Raw genomic sequence first — 26,008 nt, 5'->3', positions numbered from 1 at the left:
GTCACGAGACCGTCGTTGGCGAGGCGGGAACGGTGGGTGAGGTCAGCGGCATCGCGACGCCAGTTTGTGCGGCGGGCATCACGACTGTGGACTCGTCCTCATCTTCCGCGGAGGACGCGGACTCGTTTGCAGAAAGATCCATCGCGGCGAAGAAGGCTTCTTCGAGCGATTCGGTGTTTGGGAATTCCTTTCGCAGACCGGACGTGGTGCCGTGGTAACGCACCAAGCCATTCTGCAGCAGCCAAACTTGGTCGCAGACGTCGCTGATCATCGCCAGCAAGTGGCTGCTGATGATGGCAGTCTTTCCTCCGCGAACAAATTGACGGACGGAATCGAGCAGGATTCGGATGCCGGGAGGATCCAATCCTGTCAGCGGTTCATCCAGAAGCAGTACTTGCGGTTGGATCAAGTAAGCACACGCGACGGCGAGCTTCTGACGCATTCCGCGGGACAACGACGTCACCGTGGCATCGTATTTCGCCAGCAGTTCGAATTGTTCCAGCAGATCAATGGCCGTTCGCCGATGGTCATCGATGTGGTAGAGGCGAGCGACAAAGTCCAGATGTTCGCCGACGGTCAGGTCGTCGAACAATGGCGGGTCATCGGGGACATACGCAATTGTTCTTTTGAGGCGAACCGGGTCCGTTTCAGGGGAAATTCCATTGATTTGAATTTCGCCTGCAGTGGCAGGCAGCAGCCCCGCCATGCAGCGTAAGGTGGTTGTCTTTCCCGCACCGTTGGGGCCAACGAGACCGCACACCACACCGGCTGGGATCGACACGGTCACGTCCTTGACGGCGATCGTATCGTCATAAAGCTTTTGTAAGTGATTCAGCTTGATCATCAGCCGGTGCCAAATTCAGGGAAGAACGCCTCATTGGACGCTACCCCACGGTGGTTGCCAGGGCGGTGAACCAACCTCGCGGAACCGGTCTCCTTCTTGGCAACCCGGCGGGTCGTGACGTTTCGAACGGTCGCGACAGCTAGAGGGTGGAGGCAGATCGCTCAACGCCGGGAACGGTCCGGTGTTTGCCTCTGGCGTTTGGGGATCTCTGAGCGGTCCGGTTTCGCCAGCATTTCGTTTCTTTTCATTTGGTTTCACTGCATGTCGAGTTCGTCCACCCGCCCGATTGCTTCGCCGTATGCGTCGGTGGTGGTGGATGCTGCACAATCGACGCCGACGCAGGGACGTTCCGCGTGGGAGCCACTGCGAGAACCCATGTTCCGTTTGTTTTGGATCGCTTCGTTGGCATCCAATTTGGGAACCTGGATCCACGAGGTCGGTGCGGGATGGTTGATGACGACGTTGGATGCGACCCCGGAAATGGTGGCCGCGGTGAGAACGTCGATGGCTTTACCGATTGTGTTCCTTGCCATTCCCGCGGGAGTGTTGGCCGACCGAATCGACAAGCGTCATCTGTTGATCGGAACGCAATCGATTTTGTTGTTTGTCACCGCGATGTTGGCGGTGTCGACCGCGACGGGTGTGATCACCGCGTGGGGATTGCTGGCGATGACGTTCGTGATCGGTTTGGGAATGGTGGTGCACGTCCCGACTTGGCAATCCGCGATTCCTGAATTGGTTCCACGCTGGCAAATCAGCCGTGCGGTTGGTTTGGGGAGTATCAGTTTCAACCTGGCTCGTGCCGTGGGGCCGGCCATCGGGGGTGTGTTGATTGCTTTGGTAGGCATCTGGAGCACCTTCGCCATCAATGCGATTTCGTTTGCGGGCGTGTTGGCAGTGTTGCTGCGTTGGAAGCGTCGTACGACGGAAGACAGCCGTGGCCGGTCATTTCTGTCGTCGATGCGGCAGGGCATCCGATACGTGATTTGGAAACGAACGATGCGACACGTGATGCTGGGCGTGGTGTTGTTTGTGTTGCCGGGCAGTGCGCTGTGGTCGCTGATGCCTTTGTACGCCAAGACCGCGCTGGGATGGGGACCGTCCGGTTTCGGGATTTTGGTAGCGATGATTGGATTGGGAGCGGTGATTGGGGCGTCGATGTTGCCTCGCGTTCGATCACGATTGGGATCAGATCGAACGATCGCGTGTGCGATGGGGCTCTACGCGACGGGTATGTTGACGTTGAGTTTCGAACCGTTTTGGCCCGTGTTGTTGTTCGCCACTTTGCTGATGGGATGTGGCTGGATGGCGACGTTGACCACTCTGAATGCCACCGCCCAAATCACTCTGCCACGACGATTGCGCGCCCGCGGGATGGGATGTTATCTGACGATGATGGCGGGATCGATGTCGTTGGGTTCACTGGTTTGGGGGCAAACGGCCGGAGCGATTGGGATGCCCAACGCGTTAATGGTCGCCGCGCTAGCGATGATGGTTACCGCGGGGATCAGTTTGTTGTTGCCCCTGGCGGCCACGCTCGACGATGCCTGATTCAGTTCCAATCGCGACTGTCGCGTTGAGGTGAATTGCTGCAACGATGTTGCTCGTCGAACGCACCAAGTAGCAGAAGTGCGTTAGCACCGGTTGTCGCACGGTACAGATGGAAATGTGACAAGCAACGTGTGGGCGTTGGTAGGCCGTACCGAGCGCAGCGAGCTACGGCGGCGAGCGGGGTTGCTGGGGAGCGTTTGGTCGATCGGTTTTGCCGAGAAGGTTTCGGATGAATGGGCCAACCGCGGCTAACGCCGATCGGCTACGGCGTTGGTTGGCGTGTTGAGGTGGATTGTCGGATCGAAGTTACTCGACCGAGAGCACCAAGTAGCCGAAGTGCGTTAGCACCGGTTGTCGAGTTGGTTGCAGTGGTGTCTGGCAACGAGCGAGATTGGAACTGGTAAGTAGGCCGTACCGAGCGAAGCGAGCTACGGCGACGAGCGGGGGTTGCTCGGGAGCGTTTGGTCGATCGGTATTGTCGAGAAGGCTTCGGAAGAACGGGCCAACCGCGGCTAACGCCGATCGGCTATGGGGTTGGTTGGCGTGTTGAGGTGGGTTGGCGGATCGACGTCGCTCGTCGAGTGCACCAGGTAGCCGAAGTGCGTTAGCACCGGTTGTTGCGCTGGTTCAGGGTTGCGTCTCGAGCAAGATTGCAACTGGATGGTAGGCCGTACCGAGCGAAGCGAGCTACGGCGTGAGCGGTGTCGCTCGGGAGCGTTTTGTCGTTTGGTTGTGTCGCGTAGGTTTCGGATGAATGGGCCAACCGCGGCTAAGGCCGATCGGCTATGGGGTTGGTTGGTGTGTTGAGGTGTGTTGAGGTGGGTTGGCGGATCGACGTCGCTCGTCGAGTGCACCAGGTAGCCGAAGTGCGTTAGCACCGGTTGTTGCGCTGGTGCAGTGGTGTCTGGCGACGAGCGAGATTGGAACTAGTAAGTAGGCCGTACAGAACGCTGCGAGCTACGGCGACGAGCGGGGGCTTGGGGGCGTTTGGTCGTTCGGTTTTGCCGTGAAGGTTTTGAATGAACGGGCCAACCGCGGCTAACGCCGATCGGCTACGGGGTTGGTTGGTGCGTTGAGGTGGGTTGGCGGGGCAACGTTGTTCGGCACCTGGGGATCGCTATTGGCGATTCTCACTCGGGCGGTTGGGGGTAGGTTTTCTTCGCCCACGCCGCGGCACCGAGAACGCCAGCGTCATCACCCAACTTGGCAGGTTTGACTTCGAAGCGGTCTTTGTAGACCGGCATCACGCTGTCTCGCGCGGTCTTTTTCACCGTTCCAACGATGAGATCTTCCATCGCTTCCACCAATCCACCGCCCAAAACGATCGTGTCCGGACAGAGCAAATTGACGATGTTGGCAACGCCGTAACCGATCGTGACGCTGGCGGATTCCACCAATGCTTTGATCGCTTTGTCGCCATTCTTGATGGAATCGGCTAACGCTCCGCTGCGAATGTTCGCCAGATCTGTTCCGGCGTCTTCCAGCAACGCCGGAGCTTCACCGCGAAATGCCAATTTGGCGGCTTCCGATGCAATCGTCAAACGACTGGCTTCGGACTCCAACGTGCCTGACATTCCACTGCCGCTGTCCCCGTTTCCATTGCTGATTCGAGTGTGCCCGATCTCCATGCACGAGATCCCAGCACCCTGCAGGATTTGGCCTTCGTAAACGCAACCGCCACCGATTCCCGTTCCCGGGAAAACGCCGACCGCACAACGGCTGCCTTTGGCCGCACCGAAAAGGAACTCGCCATAGACGCCCGCATCCACATCGTTCAACACGGTCGCTGGGCAATCAAATTCCTTCTCGAGGAACGATTGAATGTCGACGTCGTCCCAACCGAGGTTGGGCGTCATCAACACGCGACCCTTTTTCAGATCGATCGGGCCGGGGCAACCGATCCCGATGCCCGCGATCCGTTCCGCATCCAATTCGTTTTCATCGAGCAACCGTTGGATGGTGGAACCGATTCGAGCGATGCCGCTGTCGGAGCCTTCGCGGCCGCGAGTTTTTCGGCGTCGACGTCCAAGTTCTTTGAATTCATGGTCGTAAGCAACAGCCAACATCTTGGTGCCGCCAAGATCAAATCCGATCCAGATATCTTTCAAGGGAGTAACCGTGGGTTGATTGGTGTTGGTCGACGGAACCGATCGGTTCACGCGGGACGACGCGGGCGATTATTTCTTCAATTGCAACTTGGATATGTCATGAGCGACCGCTTCCAGTTGCGTTTGCAAAGCAGCGAGCGATTCGCGTTCCTTTTGCACGATATCTGCTGGGGCTCGGCTGACAAAGCTTTCGTTAGATAGTTTGTTTTGTTTGCCCGCAATCTGCCCCGTTAATTGCTTTTGGAGTTTTTCCAAGCGACCCAGTTCGGCTTCGACATCAATGAACTTTTCCAAGTCCACGTGCACGTCGACATCGACTTCCGCCAACGCGATGTGGGCGTCGGTTTCAAACGCGACCGTTTCAGGTCCGAGCGACTGAATCTCCGCACCGGTCAATGCTTCGAAGTAGGCCGTCATTGGTTGCAGCAATTCTTGTGACGATTCGCTGCAGCGAATGCCCACCGGCAGCGTTTCCTTCGGCGCAATGTTTTGACTGGCACGAATTTGACGGATGGCGGCAACGATTTGTTGGAACTCGCTGAACTGACGTTCAATCTGTGAATCATGGTGCGTCTCATCGGCGACCGGATAGTCCGAGGTCATCACAAACTGGCCCACCTCGATTGGCTCGGGCACGCCGCGTTTGGGTGCGATGCTGCCCAGGTGTCCCCACACCGATTCAGTCACGAACGGCATGATCGGGTGCAGCAATCGGAGCAATTGATCCAGTCCGTGCGCGATCACATTCTGAGCAATCTGACGCTGCGAATCATCCGACAGACGAGGCTTGGCAATCTCCACGTAGAAGCTGCAGAACTCGTCCCAAGCAAAATCGTAGAGCACGCGAGCGGCTTCGCCGAACTGGTAATGCTCGATCGCGTCACCGACTGTTTGGGTCACGGTCGACAATCGCGAAAGAAGCCAGCGGTCTTCGATGGGCAACGACTTCACATCGAGTGAAGTGGGCTCGAAGCCATCCAAGTTCATCATCACAAACCGGGATGCGTTCCAAAGTTTGTTGACGAAGTTGCGAGCCGTCTCAAACCGTTCGCTCACCACCGCCGCTTTGGGCAATGCCTTGTCCGCTTCGGTTTCAGCCCACTGGGTCGAGAAAGGTTTGCCGCAAGCCGGACATTCCATCGATGGCAGTGAACGATTCTTCTTGGTTTGGTCGATCAGCTTTTCACACGACGGACATTCGTACTGCACCGGCATGCGAACGTCTTGCGTTTCGGTGGCCAAACGGGCCAAGCCAAACCGCAACGCGTCTGGACCGAACTTGTCGATCACATCGATCGGGTCCACGCCGTTGCCTTTGGACTTGCTCATCGTCTCGCCCAGACCGTCCAGGATCTTGGGGTGGATGAACACTTCGTGGAACGGAATTTCGCCCACGTTATTCAGTCCCATCAGCACCATGCGAGCCACCCACAACGTCAAGATGTCACGCGAAGTGATCAGTGTGGACGTGGGGTAGAACTTGGCAAGCTCCGGTGTTTCGGCTGGCCAACCCAAGGTGCTGTGCGGCCACAATGCGGAACTGAACCAGGTGTCGAGCACGTCGGGGTCTTGCGTCAGTCCCAGCGCGGCCACATCGGTTTCCACGGTTTCGTCTTCGCTGCGGATGCAAACGAACACGGCTTGCGTGGGTTCACCCGACGCGTCCACGCCATCGGAATCGATGCGTTGTGCGATTTGATCTGGATGTTGTTCAGCAAGTTTTTCCAATCGGGTGGAAAGCTCATTGGCTTCGGTTTGCGACAGCCCACCCACCGACCAAATCGGAATCCGGTGGCCCCACCAAAGTTGGCGACTGACCGGCCAGTCACGTTTTTCGCTCAGCCAATCCAGATAGCCTTTGCTGTATCGCGACGGGAAAATTTGCACGCGTTTGTCGCTGACAGCGTCCATGGCTGATTGAGCGAGTTCATCCATCGCCACGAACCATTGATCCGCCAGGTACGGTTCGATCGGTGTCTTGCTGCGATCGCTGTGCGGCAGTTCGATGTCGCGATCTTCGATGTCGCCCATCAAGTCCAATTCTTCCAAAGCAGCCACCACGGCCTTGCGAGCTTTCGGAATCGTCAGTCCCGCGAATTCACCGCCTTCGCCGTTGATCGTGCCATCCGGATTGAGGATGTTGATCATCGGCAAGTCTTGTCGCAGCCCCACTTCGTAATCGTTGGGATCGTGAGCCGGTGTGATCTTCACGCAGCCACTGCCCATTTCGGGTTTGGCCCACTCGTCCGCCACGAGTGAGATTTCACGATTGACCAGCGGCAAAGTCAGCTTGCGACCATCGGCGGCCATGTCGCGAAGCGTTATCAATTCGGGCAACCGTTCCTCGCGACGTTTCTGAAGTGCCTCCAGTTGTTTGTTTAGCTCGGCAGTTTCTTTCTCGTTCGCATCGGCCAGCTTTTCGCGAATGCTGGTCTCGACGGCGTCCAACGCGGCAGCGGGATCCGGGTGCACCGCCACCGCCGTGTCGCCCAACATGGTTTCGGGGCGAGTCGTGGCGATTTCCACGAATTTGGGCTCACCGGGTTTGGGATCGATCACCGGATACTTGAAGTGATAGAAGTGTCCTTTCTTCGTTTCGTTGAACACTTCGTCATCGCTGACCGCGGTCTGCAAGAACGTGTCCCAGTTCACCAAACGTTTGCCGCGATAAATGCGTTGTTTGCCGAACAAGTCATAGAAGGTCGCGCGCACAGCCGCGGCACACACCGGGTCCAGCGTGAACCGCAATCGTTCCCAGTCGCAGCTCGTGCCCATGCGTTTTAGCTGGCCAAGAATGCGTTCTTCGTATTGGTCTTTCCATTGCCAAATTCGATCGACCAAGGCTTCGCGGCCAAGATCATGGCGAGTTTTGTTTTCCTGTTCTTTCAGTCGCCGTTCCACCACGGCCTGAGTTGCGATTCCCGCGTGGTCGGTGCCAGGCATCCACAATGTTTCGAACCCCTGCATGCGTTTACGACGCACCACGATGTCTTGCAGCGTGTTGTTCAAACCATGTCCCAAGTGCAACGCTCCGGTCACATTGGGAGGCGGGATCACCACGGAAAACGGTGGTTTGCTGGATTCAGGATCCGCGTGAGAGCATTTGGCGTCGGTCCATGCCTGAGCGATCTTGTCGGCTTCTTCGGCGTGTTCGAATCGGGTTGGAATTTCGGACATGAAACAAATGGCAACGGAAGTGAATTGAATAATCGGCGGACATCCTGGTCACGCCGTTGGAATCATGACTGTGCGAGTAAGCAACCGGTTCGGTCGATCACGCTTCGCTGCGGTGCAGTTTGTATTCGACGCTGTCGACGAGAGCTTGCCAGCTGGCTTCGATGATGTTGTCGCTAACGCCGATCGTGCCCCACGTTTCTTTCCCGTCGGTGCTTTCGATGTTCACGCGAATGGAGGCGGCGGTGCCGCTGCCGGAATCCACCACGCGGACCTTGTAATCGATCAGCGAAATCTCGCTGAGGACGGGATAAGCCCCCGACAAAGCCTTTCGCAAACCGGCGTCGAGCGCATTGACCGGACCGTGACCTTCCGCGGCGTCAAACCACAAGGTGTCGCCCACCTGCAGTTTGATGATGGCTTCGGCGAAGGCGACATGGTTGTTGACATCGCGATCGCCAGCGACGACGCGGTATTTGATCGTTTCAAAGTGGGGGCGGAACTTGCCCGACACGCGGCGGATCAGAAGGTCAAACGATGCCGTTGCCGATTCAAATTGGTAGCCGCGATTCTCCAGTCGCACGACCTCGGCCAGGATCTTGTTTTGCAGTTCCTTGTCGTCGCCAACGTCGTACTTGCCCGCGATGGCTTCGATGTTGCTGCGTCCCGACAACTCGCTGACCAGGATGCGACGCTCGTTGCCGACCATTGCCGGATCGATGTGTTCGTAAGTGCTGGCCGCCTTATTGATCGCGTGAACATGCATGCCGCCTTTGTGAGCGAACGCGCTTTGTCCGACGAAGGGCTGGTTGTTTCGCCACTGCAAATTCGCGGTTTCGTAAACGAATCGCGAAAGCTCGGTGAGTTGTTGCAAGGAGCGACCGCCCAAAACCGAGTAGCCTTGTTTTTTCAATCCCAAGTTGGCGATCACCGCGATCAGGTCCACGTTGCCGCAACGTTCACCGATGCCATTGATGGTGCCTTGCACCTGAGTCGCACCGACATCAACGGCAGCCAACGAATTCGCGACGGCCAACTCGCAATCATTGTGGCAGTGGATGCCGATTTGCAGGTCGTACGAAGCCATCGCTTCTTTCGCGATCTTGGTGACTTCCGCGATTCGCTCGGGCAACGTGCCGCCATTGGTATCGCACAGAGCCAGCCATTTGGCACCGGCTTCGGCGGCCGCCTTCAAAGTCTTCAACGCGTACTCCGGGTTGGCGTTGTAGCCATCGAAAAAATGTTCCGCGTCGTAGATCACTTCGCTGTGCTTCGCCAAAAATTCAGCGGACTCCCCGATCATGTCGAGGTTTTCATCCAGCGTGGCACGCAGGACTTCCGTGACGTGAAAGTCCCAGGTTTTTCCGACCAATGTGCAACATGGTGTTTGTGCAGCAACCAAGGCTTTCATGCCCGGGTCATCCTCGGCCTTCATCGAACGACGCCGCGTCATGCCGAACGCGCAAACCTTTGTCTCGCCCAGATCGTGTTTGCGAATTTGCTCGAAGAAAGCGACGTCTTTCTCGTTGCTCAGCGGGTAGCCACCTTCAATGAATTCGACCCCAATCTCAGCCAACCGAATCGCAATGTTCAGCTTGTCTTGCAGCGAAAAACTGACGCCTTCGCCTTGCGAGCCGTCTCGCAAGGTTGTGTCGTAGATCAAGACCGGTTGGGCCGACGAAGTGGCACTCATGAAGTTGAAATGGGGAGCAGGGGGATTTCAGGAAACAAACAGTGGTTCTCGAAGAGCTTCTGACCGGAGGTTGGCATCGGCTGGTTGCGACTACCGGGACTCCGTCGGATTCTCAATCACTCGCGGTGACTGGTAAGGATTGGCGGAGGCGTTGGAGGCGGGCGAAACTTTTTCGTGGTCAGGGGCGGCTGAAACCGAGGGATTCGGTGCCGCCAGCAGGGCGTCTTGTTCCGAGGTGTTTTCGCTGTCCGGCGTCGTGTCGCTCGGTTCCAAATTGGTTCTACCGCTCAGTCGCTCGCGTCGTTTGCGTACCCAGACTAACGCCAAAAGGGCGAAGACCAAGCAAACAATGGTCATCGCGACGACCAACCGGAACGACACGGGATTGATGATGCCTCCGGCCGCGCGATCGGCAATCAACACCAGGAACCGAATGGCTCCGCAAGCGAATCCCAGCAGCCCCAAGGTCATGGCCACCATCGTGGCATTGAGCCGTCGGTGCGGGTTCAGTCCCACCACGCCCAGAAACAACAAAGGAATTCCAAACATCATCGGAACGAACTGCGTGAAGCTTTTTTGGGTGGTCACGCTGATGGCGGCCACCGTCAGTCCACACAGGACCAGTCCGAAGAAAATTCCGATTCTGGCCATGGTTGTTTGAAGTGCCCGCTGAAATTGGACAAACGAGTTCCGCCGATTGAAAACCGCGACCGGCTTTCAGTTGCTTGTTGTATCGTTTTGAAGCCGATTTCTGTAGGCCAGTAGATTCGTGGGGACGGGAGAGCTCGTTCCGTTGGTCGAAATCGCGAGTTTCCCCGATTTTGCCGGTCAATCAGCCTGAAACAGCTCGCGATTGCGGAAAAGAATTGAGCTGACCCACCAAATGAGCGGCTGGGGCAAAGCCAACGCCGTCGCTACGGCGAACCCGATCGCCGTGCGATCCATCTCGGTCAGCACCGCCACGGCAGCAGCCACGAGGGCGGTGAAAATCAAGGTTGGCAGCAATCCAATCCCCAAAACAAGCATATAGAGCATGGTTCGGCCGCCCTGCAGCACATCCGGGGTGCCGGTGGGAAGCGCCCGCAACGAGGTCGCGGCAGATACGAAGTTGACGGTCGAGGCGTAGGTCAGATCCAACGCGAAACCGGCGACGGCGAAGCTCAGAGTTTCCACCCAGCCGCGAGGGGAAAGACTGAAGCCGATCGGCAAAAACGCAAATCGAATGCACCACATCATGGCAAGGTGGCCGGCGAGCATGCCAACGGTGATCGCAAAGGGATGCACCGGCAACGTTCGAAACCACGTCAGCGTTCGCGGCGAGGCCGCCAGGCCCAAGGGTTGGCTGATCGTCATCAGAAAGCTGAGGTAACATGCCGCGATCATCATCGCCACCATCGACCATTCGCGGAATTGCAGATGGATGACATTGGGCCGAAACAACTGAAACGCGATGAAGCCAATCGCGGTGAGAAACCCCAGAATCCACAAGCCCACGATCAACGATCGATGTCGTCGCAATACGAAAACCAATTGTTGCCAAGCGACCGGGCCCGCACCTCCCAACCACGGCAATCCTGGAAGGCGAAACGTCGATCGACGCTCCTTCGTCTGCGAACTACCGAATTGGCCAGACCGCATTCGCGCCACCCGTTCCTGTTTTCTCGAAACCCCGGCCACGGCAAGTTCGGCGAATCCGGAGCGGACTCGGTAACACATCGCAAAACCCGCCATCGGCAGGCTGATTGAAACCGCCAACCAAACGAACATGGGAAGACCAAGCGGTTGGTGAAGCAGTCGATCAAAGGGGACGAACGGCAACGTCATCACTCGACCCAGCGAAGACGTTTGGCAACCCAACAGCCAGCGCTGCCATGAAAAACCGTTGTCGCGGATTCCCAACGGAAGCGAACTGATCATCAAAATCACCACCCCGCCCAGCAAGACGCGGCCAAACCAATCTCGGACGCCGGATGGAACAACCGGTTGGCTAAAAGCGTGCAACGTGGTGAGAGATGTGATGGTCATCCCGCCGGTGTAAATCGCAAAGAACGCGGAGAGATAACTGCCCGCGGTTGGCAATGCGAAAACCGCCATCAATGAACTGCTGACGACCCAGGTCAACGCGATGGTCATCAACCGATAGGAAAGGATTTGATGATCGGTGAAAGGTCCCGCCAAGACGAACTGCAATTCCGGTGGCCGGAGTTCGGTGATCTGTTGGCCAATGTCAAAGTAGATCGCCATCGCAACGATCAACAACATCATCAACGGAATCGTTTCGGTGGCTCGCGCGTAGATCTGAACGCCATCCAGCGATCCGGTCCAGGCGGCGATGAACATCGGCATCAAACCCATGGACACAGTGCCGATTGCCAAGATCCCAACCAACGCTCCCGCTGGCGTTTTCAAATGACGGCCCATCTGCCGCAGCGCGGACCACAGCAAGACTCCGATCAACCGCGACAACGCGGGGTCTATGATCGAAGCTCGCCCGCTCATGTCAGCGGATCCGCGTGTGACGTGAATTCGTCCGACGTCGATTCAGGTTCCGCCGTCAATCGAAAGAAGACTTCTTCTAAAGAGTTCGTGTCCCCGCCAAACTGTTCGCGGGCTTGCTGCAGCGGTCCGTGAAAGAGGACTTCGCCACGCCGCATCAAGACAAGGTGATCGCAAACATCTTCGACCAGCGAGAGCAGGTGCGAACTGACCAGCACCGTGGCTCCCCGATCCGCTTGTTCACGAACGGTTTCTTTGAAGCGACGAATGCTGGGTGGATCCAAACCGGTCATCGGTTCGTCCAGCAACAACACATCCGGACGACGCAGGTAGGCACAGACAATCGCCACTTTTTGCCGCATGCCTCTGGATAGACCCGAGGCGATGGTGTGTCGTTTTTCGGTCAGATCAAAACGCTCGCAAAGTTCGTCGGCATAGGTTTCCCATTCGGACAAACGGTAGGCCGAAGCGACAAAACGCAAGTGATCGTCAACGGTCAACGAATCAAACAGTGGTGGATCATCGGGAACGTAAGCGGTCCGTCTTTTGACTTCCAAGGGATCATTGTTCAGCGACGCATCGGAAATGTTCAGCTCACCCGCCGTGGGCGACAGAATCCCACACAACGTTCGGATCGTGGTCGTTTTGCCAGCGCCGTTGGGGCCGACCAATGCGGCAACGCGTCCCGCCGGAACGTCGAATGAGATCGAATTCACCGCAGTGAAATCGTCGTAGCATTTCGTGAACTGGCGGACTTGGATCATACCGGGGTGGACTCGGCAACGAGGGCTTGGTCAACCTCATTGCTGACGATCACCCCGTAGTTGATGGCACCCAACCAGCCGCTCATGATGATTCCAACGCTTCCCGCGTGATACATGCCTTTGATCTGTTGCGGCAAAGCACGGCTGACGCCAAGCCCCTCGAACTTGGTGCCGAAGCTTGCGCCCATTTCATGTTGGGTGTAGTGATGGAACGTCTTCGGCGTTGCGGCTTCCGCGTGTTCAATTTTGTCTCGTATGCCCGGGATGTATTTTTCCAACGCGTCGATGGTGGTCTCGACCAAATCTTGCTTGCTGGCCAAGTAGTCTTCTTCGCTGAGGTCGGCCCAGTCGGACCAGTTGGCATTGGTGCTGCTGACAACCGCGTAGCGTTCTTTCTTCTTGTGAGGCCGGGTACGAGGGTAGTAGAAGCTGAACGTTCGGGATGTGATGTCGCGGCTGAGCAAGAGGTCCGTGCGAAACTCTTTCGCTGTGCTGGTGAAGAACAAATCGCCGCTGGATTCGTCGATCTCTTCGCCCGGTTTCAGAGCCATGTACACCTGCGTGCTGCTGTTGTTCAGACGCACGGCTTGCGTTTCCTCAACGAAGTTCTTGTCCAGCTTTTCAGGGCCAAGCATCTTGAGGACGGTCGTTCGCAAGTTCGCGTTGCTGACAACCGCTCGGCATTTGATTCGTCGACCGTGAACCTTGACGGCGGAGACACGAGTGCCGTTGATCGGAGAGTCGCTGACTTCGATTTCATCCACCGGGCAGTTGATACGGATGTCGACGTTGTTGGACTCAAGTTCTTTCTTCATTCGCATGACGAGATCGTCGGTGCCGCCTTCGTAGATGAAGACGCCTTTGCTCATGAAGTTACTGAACACGATGCCGTAGGTGATCGCCGGGTCTTCCAGCGTGGAACCGTTGGCGTAGGTGATCGGTTCCATCAATAGCCGAACCACGTCGTCTCGTCCGGGAAAGAACCGGTCGAACAATTGCCGCGTGGTGGTGGCTTGATCGTCGTAAAAATTCATGCCGCGTGCGGTGTCGAAGAACTCGTTGACCGTGGCGTGCTCGATGCCGAACTTCGTCGTCAGCAATCGCGTGAAGTCTTCTCGGTTGAACGTCGTGGTGAGCGAGAATTGGGGGTTGTCGAATCGAATGTTTTTCAGCTGAACGATTCGGTCCGATATGTCGCGGCTCCAGTACCGGCGGCAGGATTTGATCATGCCGTGCGGGAAACCGTGCAGCGAAATGTCAAACGTGTGGCTGCCGGGACGCAGGAACCAAGTTGCCAACCCGCCGAGCTTGTAGTGTTGTTCCAGCAACAGCACGCGGTGGCCGGCTCGCCCCAGAATGTTGGCCGACGTCATTCCGGCCAGTCCGCTGCCGATCACCACGACATCGTATTCGTCGGCGGCTCCCTTGAGAAAATCCTTTGCCATGGCGGGGGTCTTTGGTCTCGCGAAATGCTGTTGATTAGGAAGTTGAGTGAAGGTGGAAGCTCATCGTGCGACGGCTTGCAGTTCGACGTACACGCCGGTTTGGTCGTCGTTAGCGGGACGGTCCCCGGACAGCAACAACGATTTGTCGTTGACCAGCCATCGATCGTCCAGTATCCGCAACGATTCGCCGAGGGGCAACGTGACCATTTCCGACGGAACTCCGGTGGAGATCACGTCGTGCGAAGTGCGGAAGGTCGACGTGTGATCGTCGGGCAGGGTGGTCCCCATCCGACGCACGCCCGCGCCGTCTCGCACCAGTGTAGAGATTTTCCACTTTTCGTCGCGGGGATCTTCGGCGATCCGAACGGTGACCCGCGATTCGCCAGGCCGAATTGCGATCATCGAGTACCAATCGGGTTGGGTTTTGCCTTTCGGCAGCCAAGTGCTGTAGGCCAACCGGTAGTCCCAGTCGGAACCATCCGGAATGCGAACACGAAAGACGTATTGCAAGGGCGTGTCCGAGGGGGCGCGGATCACGGCGACCTGATCTTCGTCCGTGGGTGAGAGGTAGCCGACCTCGGTGCGGAGAGATTTTAACTCCGATTCCGCGCGTCGCAGCCGGGTGATGGAGATCACATTTCCGAGCACCAACGCGATGAACGTGATTCCGAGGAGCAATTGCCGGAGCGAAAATCGGCCTGCACGTCGAACAGGCGATCGCGAGTCAGAGGGCTCACTCATCAAGCGTCGTGCACCGTCGGAAAGGCTTCATGCGTCAGCGACGCCGTGTGAAAAACAGTTCCGCACAGCGTAGCATTTCGGCAATCCCTGTATGAGCAGGAGCCACCGGACGAAACGCCGAGTTGGTGTCATGGGGAGACGTGATGACGACGCCCGTACGTCTTTTAAGAGCGTAGGTCCGGTTCCACCGGACGGAATGTGGCATTTTCAATTCATGCAAACGTCTCGAAGGATGAGACGCTCAGCAAGATACGCGCTGATATGCTGCCGTGAGCTGAAAGCTGCTCGCAAGGGTTGGGTTGGTTGGCGTCCGGTGGAACCGGCCCTACGCCTACTATTGGGAGCGTAGGTCCGGTTCCACCGGACGGGTTGAGGCGTCTTCGATTCATGCAACCGTCTCGAAGGATGTGCCCTTCGAGAAGATCACGCGATGACACACTGTCGTGAGATCAAAGTCGCTCGCAAGGGTTGGGTTGGTTCGCGGCCGGTGGAACCGGCCCTACGTTTAAGAGTGTAGGTCCGGTTCCACCGGACGGAATGCGGCGTCTTCGATTCATGCAACCGTCTCGAAGGATGTGGCCTTCGAGAAGATCACGCGCTGATATGCGGCCGTGAGATCAAAGTTGCTTGCATGAGTTGGGTTGGTTCTTGGCCGGTGGAACCGGCCCTACGCTTGCATGGCTTTTTTGAGGTCGTTGAGCTGTTTGCGTTCGTCTCGCTTTTTGTAGAAGGGGTCGAGCGGGTAACAGCCGCTGATAATCCCGTTGCGAGGAGCGGTGGTGCAATCGCTGAACGTTCGGCAGACCTTTTTACGTTGCCAAACGGTTCCCGCGGTGACGTCGGCGGGCAGGTCCGGATACGACAGCACCATCCGGCCTAGGCCAATGGAATCCGCCATGCCGCTTTTCACGACGGCTTGTCCAACGTTGGGCAGGTAGTCTTGCAAGTAGGTGTAACCGGATCCGATGAATACCATCTCGGGGTGCTTCTGCTTCATTTCCGCGACGGCTGCGATTTGCCGGGCGACGCCGACCAAGGGGTCTTCGGGTGGCAGATAACCATCGCTCGGCGGGAAGAACGCGGGGCGTTGAATGTGCGGGTTCGTGTACGGGCTGCCCGCCGTTGTGCAAATCATTCGGATGCCGATTTCATGCATCACGTCGATCAGCTTGGACGTTTCACTCATCTCCACCGTCAAGCCATCGTCGCCTCCGCCGAACACCTTGTTGGGTTCGCCACCGGGCTCAGGTTCGCCCGTGCGATCGGGACCGGGATGGTACGGCAAGAAATCAAACAGGCTCAATCGCACGCCGACTTGCATGTTGTTCGTCGCGGCGTCGATGCCGGACACGATGTCACGAAGAAATCGCGTTCGGTTTTCAAAGCTGCCGCCAAATTTTCCGGGCCGTTCGCGACCGGCCAAGATTTCGTGGCCGAGGTAACCGTGACAATGCTTGACATCGACAAACTGAAAGCCCGCTTTTTCGGCTCGCACTGCGGCAGCGATGAAGTCGTCGATCAGCGTTTGAAGTTCATCGTCGGTGAAGATCGCCGAGTCGTCGGTGATTTTGACGCGACGGTCCAGCACCTCGTTTCGCTGAACGGTACGAGGCTCGGTGATCGACTTCACGTTGGGGCGTGAAAAGCGACCGGAGTGCGTCAGTTGCAAACCAATTAGCAGATCATCGCTGGTGCTAAAGTGACTCTCGTGTTCGTCGATCAAATCTTCGCGAAGGGATGCGATCGCGGACAGGTTCTCTTCCGTCAGCAGCAATTGGTTCGGGTTGGCTCGTCCGTCGTGCCGGACGGCGACGGCTTCCCCGCCCCAGATCAGTTTTGCGCCGCTGAGACCAAAGTTGCGCCAGCGTCGGCGGGTCAGATCGGTGGGGGCACCGTCGGTCGTGCCGTCCCAACCTTCCATGGGCAAAATTGACCAGCGGTTTCCGACGCGAAAGTTGTGAACATCGAACGATTGAGCAAGCGGTGAATCGTCGCCGGATTGAACCTCCGCGTCCGACGGTATTTCAATATGGTTTTCTCGCAAATGAGCGAGGAAGTCATCGTGTGTCTTCAGCGATGCGATGCGAGGATAAGCCATGAAGGAATGTCACCAGGAAGAGATGGAACGAATGGGTGTCGCCAGCGAGTCGGTTTGCAAACGCCTACAGGTAGGCGGCGAGGTCTTGCGAGATCAGATCCAAGATGGCTTGGTCGCTAGCGGGACGTTCGGGGCTGCCGGGATAGGTTTGATTGCTGGCGATCTTGCCACGGGCGTGCAGGAACATCGCTGCCGTGTGCTTGTAGGCCGGCACCGGAGCGCGAAACGCGAAGGCCCCCAGGTACTGCAGCAGATCATTGAGTGCGTAAAAACGCGGGTCGCCGTTTTCCCACATGGAATCACGCAAGGCGAACTCCGCGGGGCAGAACGTGGAAAGGCCGAGCAGGTAATCGCTGCCGTACATCACCATGTCGATCGCCAAATCATTGCCGGTCAGGACTTTGAAGTCAGGGCGAATGCGGTTGCGAAGTTCCAATCGCTGCCATTCCAAAATTCGATCCAGCGACGAATGTTTGGCACCGAGGCAGTTCTTGATTCCCATCAGCCGCTCATAAAGCGACAAGGAGTAGATCTTGCCGAACGGTGCGAACATGGTGCCCAGTTCAAAGGCGTAGAACGATTCGCACTCCTTCGCCAGTTCGTCGTAAGCCGCGAGAATGGCGTCGTCGTCGCCGGATGTCAGCCCGAACGACTGGAAGAAGATCGGTGTGCCCTGATGACGTTGAATCTGCTCGATGCCTCGGCGGTAAGCGTCCGCGTCGAAGGAAGCATCGGGGCCATCGCCGACAAACACCCCACCCAGATACGATCGTCCATCCGCAATGGCGTTGGTTCGCGAGAGGGCTTCGTCGCGAATGTCGTCGGAGATCAGGTTCGCGTAGCCGGTGTCCATGTTGATGGCCGGCGTCAGTCCCGCGTCCAGCGTCGCAACCACGTGGGACTCAAAGCCCGTCCAATCGATCTCACCACCGGTCGTCATCGGCAACAGAATGGCCGACATACCGGTGATCTTGCGATGGCGGATGGGGGCGGGCGCGGACGTCAGTTCAGGCAGAGTGTTGGTGTTCATGCCCGAATCGTAGCGACGAGGCGAAACCCAGTCTTGGAAAATCGGGTGAATCCACGCTTATGCAATTCGGGCACTCTGCCCAATTCGCCGAACAGAGTTGCAGAACCGAATGAATTGAGCGTTGGTCTGCTCGGATCAAGTGTTGATCTCGAAGATCGCCTCGATTTCGACCGCAATTCCGCCTGGCAACGCGTTGGTTCCCAGGGCACTGCGAGCAGCCACGCCTGCGTCTTCGCCAAACACGTCGCGGAAGAGTTCGCTGCAGCCGTTGATGACCGCGGGTTGGGCATCGAACGAGTCGGTGCAACGGACCAAGCCGAGCAGCTTGACCAGACGAGAAACCTTGTCCAGCGAACCCAAGTGATTGCGAAGGGTGGCCAGCATTCCCAAACCGGTTTGACGAGCGGCTTCGTAGCCGACTTCCACGTCCATGTCCAATCCCAAGCGACCCGTGATGAGTGTCTTGTCGCTTTTTAGTGGGCCGTGGCCTGACAAGTACACCATGTTGCCGGCTTGCACGATGGGTTTGTAAACGCCCATTGGCTTGGGGGCGGGAGGCAGTTCCAGTTTCAGTTCGTCAATTCGTGCGTCGAAGGACATGGCTTGGGCGATGCAAAGTGGAAGTGAATCAGCTAACTCCAACGGAGTTCATTCGCGGCCACCAAGATGACGTCTGTGGGCTCCGCTTCCAAGATGAGGTGCACACGCCGAAACCATTTTGCCTGTTTGCGATCGGTCGACCCTTGGATGAACGACTTTCGATTCTCTGGCACGCGAGGGCGTTTCAAACTTTGCGAAGCAAATGCATTCCGTCCCGGCCTCGGTAGGTCAGCAGCAGAGCACCCACCGAACCTCGCGCGTCGACCAACGTTTCGAAGAAGCCCTGTTCGCCGGGCCATGGAAACGCGAAAAAGAGGTCGAAATCGTCGAGTTCCAGTCCGATTTCGTCGTACACGTCGTCTTCATCCGTTGTGACGTTGCGGACTTCCAAAGCAATCTCCGCAAGCTCCTCCACATCGCGAGGAACGATGCTGCCGCAGTAGATTTGGGCGGCATTGTGCAGTTCGTCGGCGACGTCTTGGGCCGCAGAAACCAAGTTGGGTTCGATTTCAATGCCGACGGATTCCATGCCCCGAAGCGAAGCCAGCATGGCACCCGCGGCAAAGCCGGCTCCCAATTCGCAAAAGCGATTGCCCGCGAGCAGGTGGTTTTGCTGGATCCATGTCATCGCTTGATCGAGCAAATGAAAATCGCACGTGACGAAGTTCTCAATCACTTCTTGATCAGCCAACATGAACGCTTCGATGGCTTCGTTCACCGTGTCGATCAGATGCTCGGCACCGTCGTGGTAGGGCAGCGATCGGATCGTCGATGGGATGTCAATTTCTTGCCAAGCCACGGTGGGCGTTCCTTCACTGAAGTGGCTTTGAGGGACGATGGAAGTAGACTCGCCAGTGACATCGGCGAGGTCAGTCTGCTAGGCCAGCCCGCATGGCGTCGTGATCGAGAAGAGCAGCCCGAGTCGAGTCAGATCGCTCGGATGCGTTGGCCGTCGGGGCTCAGGGCGAACAAAGGATCTGGATGCCGCTCCACCACCTGCAAGACTTGTTCGGTGGTGATGTTTTTGCCGGACGCGTTGGCGTGTTCCACCAATTTCTGCACGCCGATCGAACCGTCGGAATCCAGTTGGAGTCCGATCGATTGCGGTTCGTGCCGAAGAATGTAGGTGAGGTATTTGCTCACCCGTGTCAGTCGCTTGTTCATGTCGTCAGTCTAAACATGCGACGCACATCCGTCGCCCTGAGAAATCACGGGCGATACGAATTTTCGCGAATCAGCCGGTGCCGCGTAGCGAACTGGAGGGCGAATCGCACAGATCATGAAGGTGATGCGCGGTGCGTTCGACCGTGAAGCGAATCTGTTCCTCGGTGTGATCGCTGGTGACGAAGAAACGCAGGCGAGCCGCGGATTCGTCGACGGCGGGATAAAGGATCGGCTGCACGTTGATGCCGTCCTTTTTCAGACGGTTGCTGAGCCGCAACGCGATCAAGCTGTTTCCAGTGATCACGGGAATCACCGGTGTTCCGCCGCTGTCGCCCGTGTCCAAATCGGCTTCGCGGGCGAGCTTCAAGAACAGTTCGCTGTTTTCGCGAAGACGCTGCACACGTTCGGGTTCACGCTGCAAAACGTTCAGCGATTCAATCGCCGCGGCGACTTGCCCGGGTGGCATTCCGACGCTGAAGACAAAACCTGGCGCGGTGTAGCGGAGTAGTTCGATCAATGCTTCGCTGCCGGCGATGTATCCGCCGCACGACGACGCGGACTTGCTGAGCGTGCCCATCCAGATGTCGACATCACGAGCATCGAAACCGAAGTGTTCCGCCATGCCGTGACCGGTCTTACCCATCGTGCCAAAGCTGTGGGCTTCGTCGACCATCAGCATCGCCCGATGGCGTTTCTTGACATCGATGAACTTGGGCACGTCGGCGAAGTCACCGTCCATGCTGTAGACGCCTTCGATGATGATCAGCGTGCGACGGTATTGGCCTCGCAGAGCCGTCAACATTTTGTCGAGGGCTTCGTAATCGTTGTGCGGGAACGGGCGACGTTTGGCACCGGACAGCAGTGCCCCCTGCACGATGCTGTTGTGGGACAACGCGTCGTGCACGATCAAGTCGCCGGGGCCAACGAGGTGGCCGATGGTGGTTTCGTTGGTGGCGTGACCGCCGACCATGGTGATCGCGGAGTCGACACCGATCCACTTCGCGATTTTCTTTTCAAGTTCGCCATGGATTGGTTTTTCGCCGCTGACCAATCGGCTGGCGGAAACGCTGGTGCCGTAACGCGCGATGGCATCAGCGGCGGCTTGGGAGACTTCAGGGTGACCGCTAAGTCCCAAATAGTTGTAGCTGGCAAAGCTGATCAGCGATTTCCCGTCGACCATCGTCTTGTCATTCACGATGCAGTCGTGAACGGTGAAGTACGGGTTGGGAACTCCGGTCAACTGCATCTGCCGCATGGTTGATTTCAGGCGGCGGTATTCAGCGAACTGAGTGAAGTCGTCTTCCGGTTCGACCTGCGGCGTTTGCATGACGCGGGCCAGTGGGCCTTCGCCGCTGTTTGTCGCGGATCCGTTGGCGGTCGCGTTGACCAAGTCCTCGTCGCCATCGCGGCGAGAGGCATCGTGACCGGCGAGGAACTGTTCGGCGCGTCCGAGTGCACCGGCGGGCAGGTAACGTTCGACCGCCGTGGCGACTTGCCCGATGGTTTCGATTTCGTCCAGCACCTGCTCGGGGAAGCGTCCTCCGAAGGTGCGTTCCAAGTTCCGTGCAATCTCGAGTCGTTCCAAACTATCGAGTCCCAGATCAAGAACAATATTGGTTTCCGCATCGATCGTGCCGGCTCGCTCTCCTGCGATGGCTCGAACATGCGACACGATGGCTTCCGAGATGACCGGGTCCGTGTTGGAATCTTGCCCTCTGGAAAGTTCCGCCGCGGCGGCCTTCATCATGGTTTCGCCGGCCGCACCGGCTTGGTGCAGCGAAGATTCTTCGCCGCGAACCCACTGGGCGATCACTTTCAATTCTTGGTCGCGAACGGCGTGCAAGCAGGCGTGCCGTTGGATTTTGCCGCTGCTGGTTTTGGGCACGGAACTGTTGCGAACCAAGTAGATCGCGTCGGGCGGCAAGTCGTGTTCTTCCGTGACCGCACGCCGGATGGCTTGCAGGTGTTCGTCCCAATCCAAGTCGCGTTTGCGAACGGTTTCGGCAACAACGATCAATTGTTCGCGACCGCTTTCAGTCTCATCGCTGTCCGCGTTCATCGCAAAAGCCGCGACCGAGCCCGCTTGGACAACGTCGCTGGCACGTTCGACCGTGGCCTCGATGTCTTGCGGATAACGATTCACACCGCGAACGATGATCATGTCTTTCAGACGGCCGGACACATAAAGCTGGCCTCCGTAGACAAACCCCAAATCGCCGGTGCGCAGGAAAGGACCATCGCCTTCCGCCGTCATCGCCGTGAAGGTCTTGGTCGATTGTTCGCGTCGTTGCCAATAGCCGCGGCCGACCGAGGGACTCTGAACCCAAATCTCGCCGATGGCATCAGGAGGCAGCGTTTGCAGGGTGTCGGGATCAACGATGACCAGCTTTTCGCCCGTCAGAACTTGTCCGCAAGCCACCAACTCGCGCGAGTTGCGAGCGGAGGTTTCCGCGTTGTTGGCGGAATCAGCGTCGGTTTTGTTGTCGGTCGCGGTATCGCTGGTTGTTGGCATCTCGACCGATGGTCGAACGGCCTTTTCGTCCAGGGCTGGTCCATCGAATGACTGCGTGATTGGACGCGGCGAACGAGGTCCACCGGTAACAATCAATGTGGTCTCGGCCATGCCGTAACAAGGCAGGTGCGACGAGTGGCGGAACCCGTACGGTTCAAAGCGGCGAGTGAATGCGTCCAAAGTCGATTTGCGAACCGGTTCGGCTCCGTTGAACGCGATTTCCCACTTCGAGAGATCGAGTCCTTCGAGTTCTTCGTCGCGAATTTTGTCGACGCACAACTGGTAGGCAAAGTTGGGGCCGCCGCTGATGGTGACTTCCAGCTTGGCGATCGTTTGCAGCCAGCGAATGGGACGCTGCAAGAACGCCATGGGGCTCATCAAAATGTTGTGTCGGCCAACAAACATTGGCATCAACACACCACCGATCAATCCCATGTCGTGGTACGTCGGCAACCACGAGGCACCGATGATGGTGGCTTCGGGCTCGAACGCGTGCAGGATCAATTCGCTGTTGGCGATCAAGTTGGCTTGTGTGAGCATCACGCCTTTGGGTGAGCCCGTCGAGCCGGAGGTGTACTGCAACACGCCCAAGGCTTCGTTGCGAAGTTTGGGGCATCGCCAGTGAGCCGCGTCGCGTTTGTTGGGGTTGTCCGTGCCCAGCAATTGCACGCCGATTAGGTCCTCGTGAAGTTCGTTGCCGGAGAGTTGATCCACCACGGACTGCGTGGACAGGGCCCAACGAGCATCGGCGTCGACCACGATCGAACGAATTCGCGAGGCTTTGCGGTTGCGTCGTGGCGGGTAGGCGGGCACGGCGATCGCCCCGGCCGCGTGTGTCGCGAACAGCCCGATGACAAAATCCAAACCAGGCGGGTACAGCAGCAACACTCGGTCGCCCGCGCGGATGCCGCATCGGCCTTGCAGGTAACCGGCCAATCCTTGGACCTCGTCCCACAACTGCGTGTAGGACAACGTTTGCGTGGTGCCTTCTCCATCCGTGAACGAAAACGCGGGGGCATGCGGACGGACCTGCACCCAGTGGCGCAGGACCGACACAAAGTGGTCGCGAGGGGGCGTTTCGTTTTGGAAGTACTGTTGGAGGTCCACCGATTTCAACCTGTTGCAATGATGCCGTCTCAGAACCGCTCGATCATGATTGACCGTATTCCTGGTCGCTCCATGACCAAGAGGGCGGTTTGGGGAGGCAATCAGTCATTGTCGCAATCATGCACCAATCGAACGAATCGGCCAAGGGTTGACCCTTTCTGGCTGGCATCGCATGCCAAGCCAGAGGGGGCGTTTGGAGAAAAATCGGTCGCTTTCGGTGCGTTGCGGCATCTGAAGATCGAGTTGTTACCCCGCTATAATGGTCTATTTGAACCGTTCAACGCCACATGACTATCGCGGAAAAAGAATCCGTTACCGGTCTCCGGCGTTCTCGGTTACTTACGCGAAAACTCGAGGTGCCTTGCGGAAATGCCGCTGGCAGCCGCCTGTTTTGTATTTCACTGGATCATCACACACCCTGACGGGCTGACGGAACATGAAGGATTTCTACGATTGCGTGGTCATTGGTGGCGGCCCTGCGGGTGGTTCCACCGCGTCGATTGTCGCCGAGTCGGCGTTCAGCACACTGCTGGTCGAGCGAGATCCGGTGCCTCGGTTTCACGTTGGCGAATCGCTGATGCCCGAGTGCTATTGGCCGCTGGAGCGAATTGGGGTCCTGGATCAAGTGAAACGAGCCGGCTGGCAAACGAAAAAATCAGTCCAGTTCGTCACGCACACCGGAAAAGAATCCGCGCCGTTCTTTTTCCGCGAACATGATGAACGCGAGTGCAGCACGACGTGGCAGGTCGAACGCAGTGAATTCGACAAGATGTTGTTCGATCGAGCCGCCGAACTCGGCGCTGATTGTCATGACCGAACGCGATTGGTCGATGTCGAAACCGAAGCCGGGGATTCCGACGATCAGCCCGTCGCCCGCGCAGTCACGTTGAAATTGGCGGATGGAACGCTGAAAAAAGTTGGTTGCCGAGTCGTGGTGGACGCCACCGGTCAACAGTCGTTCTTGGCCGGAAAGTTGGGGCTGAAAGAGATCAATCCGGACCTGAAGAAAGCCGCGATTTGGACGTATTACCGCGGCGCGGTCCGAGGCGAAGGCGATAACGACGGCGCCACCATCATTCTCAACACCGAAAATCGTGATTCGTGGTTTTGGTTCATCCCGCAATCCCGCGACATCACGTCCGTCGGTTGCGTTGGCGACAACGACTACTTGTTGAAAGGTCGCGGAACGCCGGAGCAAGTCTTCGAGGAGGAATTGGCGAAGTGTCCGGGTCTGCAGCCGCGACTCGCCAACGCGACTCGTGTGGGCAAGGTCTCCACGGCAAAGGAATTCAGCTACATGACGCGTCGGCACGCCGGTCCCGGTTGGGTTCTGGTGGGCGATGCGTTGGGGTTCATCGATCCGGTTTATTCGTCAGGCGTCTATTTCGCGCTGGAAATGGGCGTTCGAGCTGGGGACGCGATTGTTACTGGATTGCAAAAAGACGACGTGTCAGCGGAACAGCTCGGCCAATGGACCGATGACTTCAAAGCCGGTGCGTCGCGAGTTCGCCAGTTGGTGCATGCGTTCTATAACCGCGATTTCAGCATCGGGCGGTTCATGAAAGAGCATCCCGAGTATCGCGGCAACGTGACGGACTTGCTGATCGGACGGGTATTCCACGAAGATGCGGGCAAAATGTTTCCGGCCCTCGATCAGTCGATCGAGATGGCTCGGGCCAATGCCATGTCCAAATCGGAATCCATGGCCGACACCAAACCCATGCCGACTTAATGTCCACCACTGAAACCGACGTCGCCTCTCAAAACGCTCCCGATGAATCGGGCCAACGCGAACTGAATTTTGTTATCACAAGCGATCTCGCCGAGCACTACGACGGCTTGATCTTTGACTGCGATGGAACGCTGACCAATTCAATGCCGCTGCACTACTTGGCGTGGCATGAAACGATGACTCGGCACGGGATTGAATTCCCCGAGGATCGTTTTTACGCGATGGGTGGCATGCCCAGCGAGAAAATCATCGCGGTTTTGTCATCGGAACAAGGCGTGACAATCGACATCGATCTGGCGACGGCGGAAAAGGAAGCGGCTTTTATCGCTCGAATTCCGCAAGTCGAACGATTGAATCATGTGACCGAGATCGCGGAACGCCACCGCGAGCGAGTTCCCATGTCCGTCGCCAGCGGTGGGATGCGAGACATCGTGGCGGACCAATTGCGAGCCATCGGGGTCTCCGATTGGTTCAGCGCTCTGGTTGGCAGCGAGGACACCGAACTTCACAAGCCTGAACCCGATGTCTTTCTGTGTGCCGCCGAACGAATGGGCGTCGACCCGACACGATGCCTCGTTTTCGAAGACAGCCCCCTGGGTTTCGAAGCCGCCCGCAAAGCCGGCATGCACTGGGTCGATGTTCGTTTGAACGCTTAGCTGCTGTTGTGTCGAGACGCAGAGGCCGAAAACCATCGCCAAGCTTTCCTTGACGCGGCGTTGGAAGAAAGCGGCGGTTGCGGCAGGGATGGCGATCGAGATTTGTCGATTTTCTCCGAGGGCTCGGAATCAGCGGTGGCGAAGTCCATCGACTAGAATTTTGGCATGAGACAACTTTGCCAATCGTTCTGTCTAACTCGCCAGCCCATTTGCGAATTTTTAAGGGGTCGCAAGAACGTCAACTGTTCGTTCGCGAAAAAGGTTATTCTCCAATTCGCGCGAAAGCTTGTTTT

The 26,008-nt window shown here is 57.5% G+C and carries 18 protein-coding genes; 3 read left to right on the top strand and 15 right to left on the bottom strand.

Annotated elements, in window-relative coordinates; genetic code table 11:
- Position 1: 1 nt before the first annotated feature.
- Positions 2 to 844 (bottom strand): ABC transporter ATP-binding protein, encoded by an 843-nt coding sequence (locus LOC70_RS04095; RefSeq protein ID WP_230252025.1) that lies wholly within the window; start codon positions 842 to 844, stop codon positions 2 to 4.
- A gap of 261 nt (positions 845 to 1,105) precedes the next feature.
- Between LOC70_RS04095 and LOC70_RS04090 the strand changes: the two genes are divergently transcribed.
- On the top strand, positions 1,106 to 2,395 hold the full coding sequence (locus LOC70_RS04090) for an MFS transporter (protein ID WP_230252024.1): 1,290 nt from the start codon (positions 1,106 to 1,108) through the stop codon (positions 2,393 to 2,395).
- A 1,130-nt stretch (positions 2,396 to 3,525) separates the two neighbouring features.
- Here LOC70_RS04090 and LOC70_RS04085 read toward each other — a convergent pair.
- From LOC70_RS04085 to LOC70_RS04020, 14 genes are all read right to left on the bottom strand, one after another.
- Positions 3,526 to 4,503: an ROK family protein gene (locus LOC70_RS04085; RefSeq protein WP_230252358.1), complete on the bottom strand. Its 978-nt coding sequence runs from the start codon at positions 4,501 to 4,503 to the stop codon at positions 3,526 to 3,528.
- A gap of 69 nt (positions 4,504 to 4,572) precedes the next feature.
- A complete protein-coding gene (locus LOC70_RS04080) occupies positions 4,573 to 7,680 on the bottom strand; it encodes a valine--tRNA ligase (protein WP_230252023.1) in 3,108 nt (1,035 codons plus the stop codon).
- A gap of 97 nt (positions 7,681 to 7,777) precedes the next feature.
- A complete protein-coding gene (cimA, locus tag LOC70_RS04075; RefSeq protein ID WP_230252021.1) occupies positions 7,778 to 9,370 on the bottom strand; it encodes a citramalate synthase in 1,593 nt (530 codons plus the stop codon).
- A 90-nt stretch (positions 9,371 to 9,460) separates the two neighbouring features.
- Positions 9,461 to 10,021, bottom strand: a complete 561-nt coding sequence (locus LOC70_RS04070; protein ID WP_230252019.1) for a hypothetical protein — start codon at positions 10,019 to 10,021, stop codon at positions 9,461 to 9,463.
- Positions 10,022 to 10,198: 177 nt separating this feature from the next.
- Positions 10,199 to 11,869 carry a putative ABC exporter domain-containing protein gene (locus LOC70_RS04065; RefSeq protein ID WP_230252017.1) on the bottom strand — a complete coding sequence of 557 codons (1,671 nt, stop codon included), beginning with the start codon at positions 11,867 to 11,869 and terminating at the stop codon, positions 10,199 to 10,201.
- Positions 11,866 to 12,630 carry an ABC transporter ATP-binding protein gene (locus LOC70_RS04060; RefSeq protein ID WP_230252015.1) on the bottom strand — a complete coding sequence of 255 codons (765 nt, stop codon included), beginning with the start codon at positions 12,628 to 12,630 and terminating at the stop codon, positions 11,866 to 11,868. The genes LOC70_RS04065 and LOC70_RS04060 overlap by 4 nt, the downstream gene beginning before the upstream one ends.
- Positions 12,627 to 14,075, bottom strand: a complete 1,449-nt coding sequence (locus LOC70_RS04055; RefSeq protein ID WP_230252013.1) for a phytoene desaturase family protein — start codon at positions 14,073 to 14,075, stop codon at positions 12,627 to 12,629. Before LOC70_RS04055 ends, LOC70_RS04060 begins: the two co-directional genes overlap by 4 nt.
- A 60-nt stretch (positions 14,076 to 14,135) precedes the next feature.
- Positions 14,136 to 14,816 carry a hypothetical protein gene (locus LOC70_RS04050; protein WP_230252011.1) on the bottom strand — a complete coding sequence of 227 codons (681 nt, stop codon included), beginning with the start codon at positions 14,814 to 14,816 and terminating at the stop codon, positions 14,136 to 14,138.
- 667 nt (positions 14,817 to 15,483) lie between these two features.
- Entirely contained in the window at positions 15,484 to 16,914 is a 1,431-nt protein-coding gene (locus tag LOC70_RS04045; protein WP_230252009.1) for an oxidoreductase, read from the bottom strand.
- A gap of 64 nt (positions 16,915 to 16,978) precedes the next feature.
- The gene (locus LOC70_RS04040; protein ID WP_230252007.1) at positions 16,979 to 17,944 is read right to left on the bottom strand and encodes a dihydrodipicolinate synthase family protein; all 966 of its coding nucleotides are present in this window, start codon (positions 17,942 to 17,944) and stop codon (positions 16,979 to 16,981) included.
- Between the two features lie 135 nt (positions 17,945 to 18,079).
- Positions 18,080 to 18,544, bottom strand: a complete 465-nt coding sequence (locus tag LOC70_RS04035) for a RidA family protein (protein ID WP_230252005.1) — start codon at positions 18,542 to 18,544, stop codon at positions 18,080 to 18,082.
- A 184-nt stretch (positions 18,545 to 18,728) separates the two neighbouring features.
- Entirely contained in the window at positions 18,729 to 19,343 is a 615-nt protein-coding gene (locus LOC70_RS04030) for a hypothetical protein (RefSeq protein WP_230252001.1), read from the bottom strand.
- A 128-nt stretch (positions 19,344 to 19,471) separates the two neighbouring features.
- Entirely contained in the window at positions 19,472 to 19,708 is a 237-nt protein-coding gene (locus LOC70_RS04025) for an RNA 2'-phosphotransferase (protein WP_230251999.1), read from the bottom strand.
- Positions 19,709 to 19,778: 70 nt separating this feature from the next.
- Entirely contained in the window at positions 19,779 to 23,360 is a 3,582-nt protein-coding gene (locus LOC70_RS04020; RefSeq protein WP_390888997.1) for an aminotransferase class I/II-fold pyridoxal phosphate-dependent enzyme, read from the bottom strand.
- A gap of 403 nt (positions 23,361 to 23,763) precedes the next feature.
- Here LOC70_RS04020 and LOC70_RS04015 point away from each other — a divergent pair, with 403 nt between their 5' ends.
- A complete protein-coding gene (locus LOC70_RS04015; protein ID WP_230251997.1) occupies positions 23,764 to 25,059 on the top strand; it encodes an NAD(P)/FAD-dependent oxidoreductase in 1,296 nt (431 codons plus the stop codon).
- The gene (locus tag LOC70_RS04010; protein ID WP_230251996.1) at positions 25,059 to 25,715 is read left to right on the top strand and encodes an HAD family hydrolase; all 657 of its coding nucleotides are present in this window, start codon (positions 25,059 to 25,061) and stop codon (positions 25,713 to 25,715) included. Before LOC70_RS04015 ends, LOC70_RS04010 begins: the two co-directional genes overlap by 1 nt.
- Positions 25,716 to 26,008: the final 293 nt, after the last annotated feature.

Source organism: Rhodopirellula halodulae, from assembly GCF_020966775.1.
Taxonomy (GTDB): Bacteria; Planctomycetota; Planctomycetia; order Pirellulales; family Pirellulaceae; genus Rhodopirellula; species Rhodopirellula halodulae.
This window is presented reverse-complemented; position numbering and strand designations above follow the sequence as displayed.

Excerpts from the sequence above, each read along its gene's own strand:
- LOC70_RS04045 (WP_230252009.1), bottom strand. The coding sequence starts at position 16,914 with ATGGCTTATCCTCGCATCGCATCGCTGAAGACACACGATGACTTCCTC.
- LOC70_RS04010 (WP_230251996.1), top strand. The coding sequence starts at position 25,059 with ATGTCCACCACTGAAACCGACGTCGCCTCTCAAAACGCTCCCGATGAA.
- LOC70_RS04035 (WP_230252005.1), bottom strand. The coding sequence starts at position 18,544 with ATGTCCTTCGACGCACGAATTGACGAACTGAAACTGGAACTGCCTCCC.
- LOC70_RS04090 (WP_230252024.1), top strand. The coding sequence starts at position 1,106 with ATGTCGAGTTCGTCCACCCGCCCGATTGCTTCGCCGTATGCGTCGGTG.
- cimA (WP_230252021.1), bottom strand. The coding sequence starts at position 9,370 with ATGAGTGCCACTTCGTCGGCCCAACCGGTCTTGATCTACGACACAACC.
- LOC70_RS04025 (WP_230251999.1), bottom strand. The coding sequence starts at position 19,708 with ATGAACAAGCGACTGACACGGGTGAGCAAATACCTCACCTACATTCTT.
- LOC70_RS04055 (WP_230252013.1), bottom strand. The coding sequence starts at position 14,075 with ATGGCAAAGGATTTTCTCAAGGGAGCCGCCGACGAATACGATGTCGTG.
- LOC70_RS04040 (WP_230252007.1), bottom strand. The coding sequence starts at position 17,944 with ATGAACACCAACACTCTGCCTGAACTGACGTCCGCGCCCGCCCCCATC.
- LOC70_RS04080 (WP_230252023.1), bottom strand. The coding sequence starts at position 7,680 with ATGTCCGAAATTCCAACCCGATTCGAACACGCCGAAGAAGCCGACAAG.
- LOC70_RS04060 (WP_230252015.1), bottom strand. The coding sequence starts at position 12,630 with ATGATCCAAGTCCGCCAGTTCACGAAATGCTACGACGATTTCACTGCG.
- LOC70_RS04050 (WP_230252011.1), bottom strand. The coding sequence starts at position 14,816 with ATGAGTGAGCCCTCTGACTCGCGATCGCCTGTTCGACGTGCAGGCCGA.
- LOC70_RS04015 (WP_230251997.1), top strand. The coding sequence starts at position 23,764 with ATGAAGGATTTCTACGATTGCGTGGTCATTGGTGGCGGCCCTGCGGGT.
- LOC70_RS04095 (WP_230252025.1), bottom strand. The coding sequence starts at position 844 with ATGATCAAGCTGAATCACTTACAAAAGCTTTATGACGATACGATCGCC.
- LOC70_RS04070 (WP_230252019.1), bottom strand. The coding sequence starts at position 10,021 with ATGGCCAGAATCGGAATTTTCTTCGGACTGGTCCTGTGTGGACTGACG.
- LOC70_RS04065 (WP_230252017.1), bottom strand. The coding sequence starts at position 11,869 with ATGAGCGGGCGAGCTTCGATCATAGACCCCGCGTTGTCGCGGTTGATC.